Source organism: Microbacterium sp. 1S1, assembly GCF_008271365.1.
Taxonomy (GTDB): domain Bacteria; phylum Actinomycetota; class Actinomycetes; order Actinomycetales; family Microbacteriaceae; genus Microbacterium.
In genome coordinates this window covers 2,058,493-2,069,785 of sequence record NZ_CP043430.1, presented here as the reverse complement: position 1 = coordinate 2,069,785, position 11,293 = coordinate 2,058,493, and the positions used below count along the sequence as shown (strand labels likewise).

Here is an 11,293-nt window from a genome sequence, read left to right as displayed (position 1 = left end):
AGGCCGGAGCGCCCCGCGAAGAAGCCAGACAGCTCCTCGCGCTGGTCGAGCCCGCGTTGCAGGAGGAGCCGCCCCTCCCCTTCCCCGCCCGGGTGACCTCGCTCGGGCTCATCGACCACCGCGCGGAGCCGCGGCTGCGGGAGGCGCTCGCGGACGAGGGTGTCCCGCTCGCCGACGATGACGGCGCGGTCGCGGTCACGGTCGTCCTCGTGCCCGGGATGGCGGCCGCGAGGCAGTTCACCGGGCTCCTCCGCGCCGACACGCCACACCTGCCCGTGGCGGTGGAGACGGGTCGGGTCACCGTCGGACCGCTCGTGCTCCCCGGCATCACGCCCTGCCTGGCCTGCCGGGATGTCGAGGACGCCGCCCGGGACGAGGCCTGGCCCCTGGTTCACAGTCAGCTCGTCGCGCGCGATCCCGGACGCATCCCGCTCGCGCGACTGGCAGCGGCGGGCGCGGTCGCCGCCGGGCTGCTCGCGGCCACTGCGCCTGCCCGGATCGCACAGATCAACGCGGACGGCGGGATCGTGTGGCGTTCGGTGTCGTTTCGCGAAGAATGCCTGTGCCGCGGGCCGTCGTCCCCATCTCCGCCAGGAAGCGCGACGGTGCCCGTTCGCCCCGACCGGCCGAGCGTGCCCACGACAGTTCCAGCGTACGCGCAGCCCGCGTGACCCCGACGTATGCCAGCCGACGCTCCTCGTCGATCGCCTCGAACGTGGTCGCGTAGGAGATCGGCAGGGATCCTTCTGCCCACCCTGCGAGGTAGACGTGCGGCCACTCGAGACCCTTCGCCGCATGCAGGGTCGACAGCGTCACGGTCCGCATCGTCGGCTCGTGCTGATCCTTTGCGCGCGCCATGAGCTCGTCGCTGAACGATCGGAGCGTCGTCTCCGGTCCGGCCTCTTCCGCGAGCCGCAGGATGGCGCGGCGCGCCTCCCAGCCGTCACGCTGGGCACCGCCCGCCACCGGCGGCTCCTCCGTGAGGCCCAGTTCACGGAGGACACGACGTACCCCGGGGAGGAAACCGTGTTCCGTCGGCGCCACCGCGGCGGCACGGAGCGCGAGGATGGCCTGTCGCACCTCCGGCATCGCGAAGAAGCGCGTGCCTCCCAGCACCGACGTCGCGATGCCTTCCGCGGCGAGCGCCTGCTGCAGGACCGCGGACTGCGCGTGAGCGCGGTAGAGCACGGCGATCTCCGCCGGGGAGGCGCCGCCGGCGATGCGGGCCGCCACCCCGGCCGCGATACCCGCCGCCTCTTCGGTCTCCGAATCGTACGCGGTGACCGTGGGCGGGTCGGCCGAGAACTGCTCGCGCGCCGGCACGAGCTCCAGCGCACCCGGCCGGCCGTGCATCAGGGCGTTTGCCGCCGTCAGGATCGGCGCCTGCGACCGATAGTTCGTCTCCAGCCGGACGACCGTGGCATCCGGGTGCCTCCGTTCGAACTCCAGGAGGAACCGCTGCTCCGCCCCCGCGAACGAGTAGATCGTCTGGCTGGCGTCGCCGACCACGCAGATGTCGTGCCTGTCGCCGAGCCACAGCTCGAGGAGCCGGTTCTGCAGCGGCGACACGTCCTGGAACTCGTCGACCGTGAAATGCCGGTACTGCTCGTGGACCGCCGCCGCGACTCGGGGCTCGGTCTCCAGCATCCCGGCGCACGCGAGCAGCACGTCCTCGAAGTCGAGCTGATGGCGCTCGTCCTTCAGCGCCTCGTAGCCGCGCATGAGCTCCACGAGCTGGGTGGCGTCGATGCCGCTGACCGGACGGCCGAGCTCGCCGTAGCGGTCGATCGAGATCATGGAGACCTTGCGCCACTCGATCTCGGAGGCGATGTCGCGCAGGGTCGCCGTGCTGGGGCGCAGGCGGATCGCATCGGCCGCCTGGCCGAGCATGCGCACCTTGTTGTCGATGATCGAGGGGGCCGGCGCTCCCGCCAGCGTCGGCCAGAAGAAGTTGAGCTGGGCCAACGCGGCGGCGTGGAACGTGCGCGCGGCGACGCCCTCCACTCCGAGCGCACGGAGCCGCCCGCGAAGCTCCCCCGCTGCTTTCGCCGTGAACGTCACGGCCATCACCCGCGAGGGGGAATAGGCCCCGGTGTCCACTCCATGGGCGATCCGGTGGGTGATGACACGGGTCTTCCCCGTTCCGGCTCCCGCCAGCACCGCGACCGGCCCCCGCAGAACCGATGCCGCCGCTCGCTGCCGCTCGTCGAGGGCATCGAGTGCGCTCACGGACGCTCCTCGAACCAGTCGACGATCAGAGCGCGCGCGATCGATGCAGGCCCCGGCAGGCCGACCGGGCCGTCGCCGGCGAGCGCCGAACCGATCTCGGCCCGCGTGAACCAGCGCACGTCGATGATCTCCTCGCCGTCCGGCCGCGCCGCCGCCTCGTCCGCGGTGACGGCACGGAAGCCGACCATGAGCGAACGGGGAAACGGCCACGGCTGGGAGGAGACGTAGCGCAGCGCGGAGAGCCGGACGCCGGATTCCTCCTCGATCTCCCGATGCACCGTGGCCTCGAGCGACTCGCCCGCCTCCGTGAACCCCGCGAAGCACGAGTACATGCGCCCGCCCCAGTTCGCGTTGGCTCCGAGGAGGAGCCGGTCGCCGTCTTCGCTCTCGACGGCGACGATCACGGCGGGGTCGGTCCGCGGGAAGTGCTCGCGGCCGCACACGAGGCACCGCCGTGACCACCCCGCGTTCCGGAGCTCGGTGCCCCCGCCACAGGTGGGGCAGAACGGTGCATCCCGGAGCCAGCCGGCCAGCGCGACCGCGCCCGAGAGCACCTCCGACTCGACCGGATCGAGCCGTCCGCCGATGTCCCGAAGGCCGAGCCACACTTCGTCCGGTGCGGTGTCGAGAGCGTCCGTCTCGGGCGGCAGGGCCGCGAGCAGCAGCGCGGCGCCGTCGGCGTCCCGTCCCAGGAGCGCCCAGGTAGCGTCGGCCACCTCGTCCGCGGAGACCCGCAGCAGAGCGGAGGCGACGATGCGCACCCGTCCCTCGCGCACCCCGATGACGCGCGTGGCGGGATCGCTGCGCAGCCGATCGAGCACGCCTTCCTCGTCGCGGAGCTCGGCGGCACGGTCGAAGAACGGGCGCGGAATGCTCATCGACTCCCCTTTCACGGGCGTGGCGGAGGCGGGACCGCCCCTGAGCCGACCTACCCTGGGGGCATGGGACGCTCTCCATTCACTCTAGCCGCGGCGGTGACGGCTGCACTTCCCGGCGCGGAGGTCACGGGCACCCGCACGCTCACCGCCGATGGCGACGGCCGCTTCGACTCCGCCGTCGCCACGCTGGCGGACGGTCGCGAACTGGCGATCCGCGTCGCGGACGACGACGATGCCTCGCGAGAGCTCGCCGCCGAGGCCCTCGCGCTCCGTGCGCTCACGGACGGCGCCCGTGCCATGCTCCCGTTCCGCGCCCCGGCGTACATCGGCGAGACCCGGGTCGGCGAAGGACGCGCGCTCGTGACAGAGCTGCTGCCCGGGTTCCAGATCGAGGCGTCGATGGTGCCGGCCGGGCGTGGCGCCGCCGAGTCGATGGGGGCCGCGATCGCCGCCGTGCATGCCCTGCCGACGTCTGTCGTCCGAGGGGCCGGGCTGGTGATGCGGAGCGCCGAGGAGAGCCGCGCCGAGCTGGAGCGCCTCGTCGACACCGCCGCTGCCACCGGCCGCGTCCCCGCTCGTCTCACCGTGCGCTGGCGGGAAGCCGTCGCCGACGACGAGCTGTGGCGGTTCGAGTCGACGGTGGTGCTCGGTGGGGCGCAGGCCACGTCGTTCCTCTTCGACGACCATCCCGAACGCGGCCCTCAGGTCACCGGCATCATCGGCTGGCACGGCCTTGCGGTCGGCGACCCCGCGCTCGACCTGTCGTGGCTGTCTGCGGCCCCCGACGCGGCGGCCGACGTGCATGGCTCCTACGCACGCACCCTGGAGCGCGCCCCGGACGCCGGCTTGGAGATCCGCGCGCGGCTGCTCGCCGAACTCGAATTCGCCCGCTGGCTGGTCCACGGTGACGCCCTGCGGCGCGAGGACATCGTCGACGACGCGGCGGCCCTCCTCGACGCTCTCGCCGACGGCCTGCGTGACGATTCCCTCGGCGCGCCGGGAGACCGCCGGTCGGGCGTGGATTCCGCCCTGGACGCTCTCGACCGGGTACCCGTGGCCACCGCGCCCGAGGTCGACACCTCGATGCAGACCGACGCCTACAACCCGGAAGAGCTCTGGGCTGCGGAGACGGACGACGCGGATCGCGAGGATCCGGCCGTGCCGGCCTCCGTGACCGCGAGCGTCGAGCAGCCGAGCGCTTCCGCGCATCCCGACACCGACCGTCGCGCCGCCGCCGCGAGCATCGACACCGAGGACCTCTCCGGGCTCACGATGCGCTTCACCGGAGGAAGCGGTCGTGACGACAACACCGCATCCTCCCAGGCGGTCACGGACGACGACGACTCGGACGAGGCTCAGCGCGCCGCGCGGGCGGCGCTCCAGCGCTGGAAGAGCTCCTCCTCGGAGTAGACGCGGTCGCCGCGGATGACGAGGTCGTCGGCCACGTAGTAGAGGGCCACGTCGATCTCGTCGAGCGGGACGTCGAACCGCCGGTGATAGGCGAGCCGGTAGAGGGCGAGCTGCAGCATGCGCTCCTCGCGCTCTCGGGGTGTGCGCGGGGCCCGCCCCGTCTTCCAGTCGACGATCTCGATCCTGCCGCCACGGTCGGCACGGCGGTACACGGCATCGAGCTTGCAGATGACGATGTGGGCGCCGGCCGCATCCGGCCGTGCGCTCTGCAGACCCGCCCCGAGCGCGAAATCGATCTCGATCTCCACCGCAAGCGGCTGCAGCGGCCCCCACTCGCTCCGCTCGAAGGTCTCCTGCAGTGCGGCCAGGTCAGCGGCATCGGCGGCGGCTCCCGGCGCCAGACCGTCCAGCGGGACATCCCCCTCCGGCTGGTCCTCATCCTGCTCCCACAGCGCCTCGTCGACTCGGGCGCCGACGCCCACGAGCTCGGAGCGCTGCTCGACCCACGCGTGGAACAACGTCCCGAGTCGGGTCTGGCGATACGGGCGCTCGGGCATCGGCCGCACGAGCGAGGACAGGGTCCCGGTGTAATCCGTGACGTAGTCCTTGAAGCGGGAGGCCGGCACTCGCGTCGGCGCCTCCGCATCCGTCCCGCGCTGGCGCGCCGCCCGCTCGGCCAGCAGTCGGCGCAGCTCGTCCGTCGGCGCCCCGGTGTCGTCGCTCAGGGCCTGCTCCACGGCCGCGGCCGCCGCGCTCACCACCGCCCGACGCGCACCGAGCGGATCGAGCGGCCAGTGGAGAGTAGCCCCCGGACCGTCGTAGGGGTTCTCGTCCGGGTCGACCGGAGGGATCTCGTCCAGGCCCCGCACGTCGATCGCCTCGAGGAGATAGGGGCTCGGCGTACGCGGGGCCTTCTGTCCCGCCCAGTGAGCGCCGCTGAGCAGCAGATCGCTCTTGGCACGGGTGATGGCCACGTACGCGAGGCGACGCTCCTCCTGCCGCTGGTACTCGCGATACGCATCCTTGAACCGGCGCAGCGCGCCGCCGTGCGGATTCGCCTTCGTCACACCGCCCGACAGCGACGCCTGCGCGAGTTTCTGCCGGGTGGCGGGATCGGTCTCCGCCGCCATGGCCTCATCCGGATCCCACGTGAAGCGCGGGAGCGCGTCGCGGTCGCCTCGCAGCGCGAAGGGGACGACGCCGAAACCGAACCAGCCGGACGTGTCGGACACGCGACCCGGCAGCTCGTCCACGACGAGGCGCACGACCGCCACCGCGTCCCACTCCAACCCTTTGGACCCGTGAATGGTGAGCAGTTGCACGACGCCGGGCTCCGGCGGTTCCGGACGTGGCATCAGCTCGTCGGTGCTCTCCGCCTTGTCGAGCCAGGCGAGCAGGCTGCCGATCGTACCGCGTTCGTCGGCGGCGAGGAACGCACGCACCTCGTCCGCGAAGGCGCGCAGCTGAGTGGACGCCACGCGCGCCGGGCCGCGCGTCTCGTTCGCCGCGAGCTCGATGTCCAGCCGCAGTTCCAGCTCGATGAGCCGGATCACCTCGGGGATCGGCTGGGAAGACGCCCGGCGGAGACGCTCCAGCATCTCCCCTGCCGCACGGATCCGTGCTCGACCCTCCGGGGTGATGCCCTCCAGCAGCCGGTAGTCGTCGCGGACCGCGCGCACGACGTCCACCGCATCGACGATGGAGACGGCCTCGTCAGCGCCGCGGGACGACCGGAGACGCGCCCGCACCTCCTCCGGCAACGGGACCAGCGCGGTGTCGCGTTCCGCCAGCGCCCGTCCCAGCTCGTACAGCGCCGCCATGTCGGCCACGCCGACGCCGAAGCGCGGGCCGGTGAGGAGCCGGATGAGTGCCGATCCGGCCGTCGGGTCGTGCACCACCCGAAGGGTCGAGACCACGTCCACCACCTCGGGGGTGGCCAGCAGACCACCCAGTCCGAGGATGCGGTGCGCGATCCCTCGGGCGGCGAGCGCAGCGGCGAAGGTCTGCATGTGCCGCTTGGACCGGAACAGGATCGCCCCGGTGTGCGGGGTCGTCGTCCTCGCCTCGTGCGCCGCGCGGCGTTCGGCGAACCACGCCGCCACCTCGTCGGCTTCGTCGTCGACGGTGAAGGGATAGCGCACGGCGACCGAACCCTCGCCGGCACCGGGGCGCGGCTCCAACGGCGGCACGTCGAGTCCGGGCCGCTGCAGCGGTTCGAGTACCCGGTTGGCGACGTCGAGGATGCCCCGGTCGTTGCGCCAGCTCGTCATGAGGCTGTACGTGCGCACCTCGCCCGCGCTCGAGAAGGACCGTGGGAACGCATAGAGGTTGTCCGCGCTGGCACCGCGCCATCCGTAGATGGACTGATGCGGATCACCCACCGCCATCACGGCAGCATCCCGGAACAGCTCCGCCAGGAAGCGGGTCTGGATCACGGACGTGTCCTGGTACTCGTCCAGCAGCACGACGCGATGCTGCTCACGGAGCTCGGCTCGCACGTCCTCAGCCGACTCGACGATGTCGTAGGCCCCGGCGACCTGGTCGGCGAAGTCCAGCACTCCACGCCGGTCCTTCTCCGCGCTGTACTCGCGGACGAGCCGGGTCAGCGTGGGCAGGCTGAGCAGGTTGACGGCGGCCTTCTCGACGTCCGCGTTGCCCCGGTACGGCGCGAAGGCGGTAGCTTGCGCCGTCGCCAGCCGGTCGGCTTCCGCGAGATCGACGCGATGGTCGAGGGCCTCCGCGGCGAGACGCTGCACCGCGTCGATCACCGTCCCGAGCGCGTAGTCGACCTCCTCCAGCTCCGGCAGATCACTGCGGAGGACGACTTCCCTCGCCAGCATCCAGGAGGCGGCCTGGCTGAGCATCGCCACGTCGGGGTCCCGCCCGATGCGCGCCGCATGCTCGCGGACGATCCCGTCGGCGAAGGCGTTGTAGGTCGAGACGCGCGGCCGGATCATGAGGTCGTCGGCGGAGCGGACCGCCCCCGGCACCCAACCGGTGTCGTGAAGCTCCGCGAGCTCGTCGAGGACGTGTGCACGGACGAGCTCGCGTTGGCGCCCGGGCGTGGCCTCTGCCACCCGGTGCAGCGCGCCTCGGGCCACGATCTCCCGCAGATGAGGGAGGAGCCCCCGACGTCCGTACTCGTCGACGAGGGCGAGTCGGGCGCCGATACGCTCCGCGAGTTCGCCTGCGGCCTTGCGGGTGAAGGTGAGTCCGAGGACCTCGTCCCGCCGGACGTGCCCGTTCGCCACGAGCCAGACGACCCGCGCCGACATGGTCTCCGTCTTGCCGCTCCCGGCGCCGGCGACGACGAGCGCAGGTTCGAGCGGGGCCTCGATCACCTGCTGCTGGGCGGGGGTCGGCGTCGGCAGTCCGAGCGCGGCGGCGAGGTCGGTCGCCGACAACAGGGCGCCCGTGGATCCTGCGGTCATGCACTCACCGCCGGCACGGTGTGGATGCGACACGGGTGCACACGGCGCTGGGTGTCGGCGCAGTGGGCCTCGACCTGAGCGGTGAAGCTCGCCGCCGACATGCCCCGCGCGACCTCGGCGACCCGATTCAGGAACCGCGATCGCGCTTCTGCGTCGAGGGCGTGCTGATGCGCGACGCGGTAGTCGCTCTTGGCCAGGGTCTTCGACACGATCACGAGACGCGCTCCTCCGAGGGAGGTCGGCGAGGCACCGGGGACGAGCCCCTCCTGCACGGCGATCTGGTACGCCGCGAGCTGGGCGTGGTCGATCACGCCGCCGTCGGATTCCGGATCGGTCTTGCCCGTCTTCAGGTCGACGACCACCGTCGTCCCGTCGTTCGCGCCGGCCATCGCCTGCCACCCGCGACCTCGGGCGTGACCGTGCTCCCCGCCACCGCGCGGGTACGCCTCCACGCGGTCGATGTAACCGTGCACGATCGCGCGGTGCCCGCGTTCCTCTCCAACCGGATGGACGGTGGGCTCCCCGCTCTCGCCGGAGACGTCGACGGCGAACCGGAACTCGACCTCGCTGCCGAGGACGCGGCCGCCGTCCCTGGCCACCTCGCCGAGGTACGTGTGCAGCCGATCGACGAAGAGGTCGGCGCGGCGACGCTCCTTGCGTCCGATCCATGCCGTCTCGAAATCGAGCTCGGGCCAGTGCTCCTCGACGATCGCCCGCATGCGCTCGAGATCCCCGTCCGGGACTCGTTCCATGGCTTCATGGACGATGGTGCCGATCCCGGCCGTGGGCGGCATGACCGTGTCACCGCCGAGCGCGGACACGACCCAGTTGAGGCCGCACTCCTCATAGGATTCGACCGCGGAGGGCGACACGCGTGCCCCTGCCGTGGCGAGGTCGCGCAGCGGCGCCGAGGTCGAGGGCGGAGTGATGCCGTACCACTCGTGAGGGTGCGCCCCCGGCACGCCCTCTCGTGCGAGGACGGCGAGCTGGGTGGCGGCCTCGCGGCGGACCGGCTCGGCGTGCGCGGTGGTGAGGACGCGACGGTGACGGGCGACGAGACCGCGGAGGGTGAGCGGATGGTCGGCCGAGGCATGGCGCTCCGGCGGGCCCGGCGGGGGCAGGAAGCCGAAGAAAGCGCTGGGCGACAGATCGTCGTCGTCCACCGCGGTGATGAGAAGCCGATGTCGCGCCCGGGAGATCGCTCGCACGAAGAGACGGAGTTCGTCGTGCAGAGCGGCCCGACGCCGGTCGAGCACGCCCGGCACCTCGACCGGGGTGCCGGTCCGCGCCGCGGCGAGCGCGTCGGCCAGCCGCCATGTCTGGAGCAGACCGCCGCGGAGCCGGACGTTGGGCCAGACGCCGTCCTGGACTCCGGCGACGACCACGGCATCGAACTCCGTGCCGAGCGCGGTCGCCGGCGTCAGCAGCGTGACCGTGCCCGGCCTCTCGGGCGCCGACAGCGTGTCCTCCGGCACCTCGCTGTCGAGGATGTCGCGCACGAAGATCTCCGGGCGCTCGTCGGGGGTGCGCTCGACGAAACGCTTGGCGGCGTCGAAGAGTGCCACGAGAGCATCCAGAGACCGGGCCGTCTCGGCGCCGGTGGGCAGCAGCGAGATCTCCCGCCACGCCACCTGCAGCCGCCGCCCGTCCACCGCCCTGGCCTGGTCCCAGATGCGCCACAGCAGGTCGTGGATGGTCTCCCCCGCCGCCGCGGCATCGGCGACCGCCGCCACCGTCTCGGCGAAGCGCTCGGCGGTGCGCGACTCCGGCGCGTCGATCAGCGTGAGTGTGGCGGGCGTGGACATCGCCGCCCGCAGCAGCTCCCGTGCCGGGGTCGACCCGCCCTGCCCCAGCTCGAGGTGCCGCAGCCGCGCGCGCAGTCGACGGAGCGCGATCGCGTCCATGCCGCCGAACGGTGTGCGCAACGCCTCCTCCCAGGCCTGCACCGTGCGCTCCTCGTCCGGGGTGAGGGCGAGCCGCACGATGCCGACGATGTCGCGGACGATGCCCTCGCTGCCCAGCGGACGCTGCACGCCGGCCGCCCTCGTGGGGATCTCGCGCGCGGCGAGTTCGGTCTCGAGTGCCGTGACCTGGCGGGTGTCGTGGGCGATGACCGCCATCCGCTCCCAGGGCACCCCCGCGCTGAGGTGCCAGTCTCGCAGGACGCCCGCGATGCGGTCGAACTCCTCGTAGGGAGACGGCGCGAGGAAGGTCGAGACGTCCGCCCCGTCGTCGTCCGCCACGGGCGAAGGCGCCCGGCGGTGGTCGACCCGCCCGGAGACGCCGATCGCCTGCGTCACCGTCCGTGTCAGAGCGGTCAGCCGGGGGCCCTGCCGGTGCGCACCGTCGAGCACGTGCACCGCGTCCAGCGCTCCGGCGAGCTGCGCGAAGAGCTCGGGGCTCGCCCCGCGGAAGGCCCCGGAGGAGATGTCGGGATCTCCGAACGCCTGCACCGCCACGCCACGGTCGCGGAGCGCCCGAACGACGCCGATCCCTCCGCGGGTCAGCTCCTGGGCATCGTCGATCAGGACGACGCGCAGCGGTGCCAGCGGGCCGAGCGTCGGCGCATCTCCGGAGCGGAGGATCCCGGCTGCTTCGCCGAGCAGCTCAGCCGCGTCGCGGTGGGCGGAACGCAGGGAGTCGAGCACGCTGCGGTACTCCTCGACGAAGTCGGCCGCCGCCGTCCAGACGGCGTCTCCTGTTGCGCGGAGTTCTGCCGGGCTCGCTCCCAGCTCCGTGCATTCCGCGAGGAACGCGCGGAGCTCGGAGCGGAACCCCTTCGAGGCACGGACCGGCTCGCTCAGGGAGTCGGGCCAGCGGATCCGGACGTCTTCGGCGTCGCCGGCGAGGAGCTCCGCGATGATGCGGTCTTGGTCGGCACCGGTGAGCAGCGCCGGTGGTTCGGCGCCCGCGCGCACCATCGCACCGCGGACGAGCTGGAATGCGAACGACCCGAGCGAGCGCGCCAGCGGTCCGGGCGTCGCCTGGCCGATGCGCACCCCGATGCGGTCGCGCAGCGCGGTGGCCGCCTGTCTGCTCGGCGTGAGCGCGAGCACCTCCTCCGGCCGCAGTCCCTCGGCGTCGAGGAGGTGCACGATGCGATCGACGAGCGTGCGGGTCTTGCCGGTGCCCGGCGCGCCGATCACGACGGCGGACGCGGTCGGCGGCGCCGCGATCACGGCTCGCTGGGCGGCATCCGACGTCATCCTTCAACGGTATCGGGAGGCGCGGACATCGGCGTCGCCACGGGCCGCCGCGACCTGTGCGCTCAGGGCGAAAACGGGCGCCAGAGCCGGACCCGCGCGTCCGGCGAGCGATAGAGTTGGCGGAGTCCGACGAACTTCA

5 protein-coding genes are annotated in these 11,293 nt (G+C 72.7%); 1 reads left to right on the top strand and 4 read right to left on the bottom strand.

Annotation, left to right across the window (positions count from 1 at the left end; genetic code table 11):
- Window positions 1-507: 507 nt before the first annotated feature.
- Entirely contained in the window at window positions 508-2,229 is a 1,722-nt protein-coding gene (locus tag FY549_RS10035; RefSeq protein WP_149084883.1) for an ATP-dependent helicase, read from the bottom strand.
- On the bottom strand, window positions 2,226-3,107 hold the full coding sequence (nudC, locus tag FY549_RS10030) for an NAD(+) diphosphatase (protein WP_149084882.1): 882 nt from the start codon (window positions 3,105-3,107) through the stop codon (window positions 2,226-2,228). Before nudC ends, FY549_RS10035 begins: the two co-directional genes overlap by 4 nt.
- 96 nt (window positions 3,108-3,203) lie before the next feature.
- Between nudC and FY549_RS10025 the strand changes: the two genes are divergently transcribed.
- Window positions 3,204-4,517 carry a hypothetical protein gene (locus FY549_RS10025; RefSeq protein ID WP_149084881.1) on the top strand — a complete coding sequence of 438 codons (1,314 nt, stop codon included), beginning with the start codon at window positions 3,204-3,206 and terminating at the stop codon, window positions 4,515-4,517.
- Here FY549_RS10025 and FY549_RS10020 read toward each other — a convergent pair.
- On the bottom strand, window positions 4,463-7,948 hold the full coding sequence (locus FY549_RS10020) for an ATP-dependent DNA helicase (protein ID WP_149084880.1): 3,486 nt from the start codon (window positions 7,946-7,948) through the stop codon (window positions 4,463-4,465). The two genes, FY549_RS10025 and FY549_RS10020, sit on opposite strands and share 55 nt — an antisense overlap.
- Window positions 7,945-11,154, bottom strand: coding sequence for an ATP-dependent helicase (locus tag FY549_RS10015; protein WP_149084879.1), 3,210 nt, complete (start codon window positions 11,152-11,154; stop codon window positions 7,945-7,947). The genes FY549_RS10020 and FY549_RS10015 overlap by 4 nt, the downstream gene beginning before the upstream one ends.
- Window positions 11,155-11,293: the final 139 nt, after the last annotated feature.

Excerpts from the sequence above, each read along its gene's own strand:
- nudC (WP_149084882.1), bottom strand. The coding sequence starts at position 3,107 with ATGAGCATTCCGCGCCCGTTCTTCGACCGTGCCGCCGAGCTCCGCGAC.
- FY549_RS10020 (WP_149084880.1), bottom strand. The coding sequence starts at position 7,948 with ATGACCGCAGGATCCACGGGCGCCCTGTTGTCGGCGACCGACCTCGCC.
- FY549_RS10015 (WP_149084879.1), bottom strand. The coding sequence starts at position 11,154 with ATGACGTCGGATGCCGCCCAGCGAGCCGTGATCGCGGCGCCGCCGACC.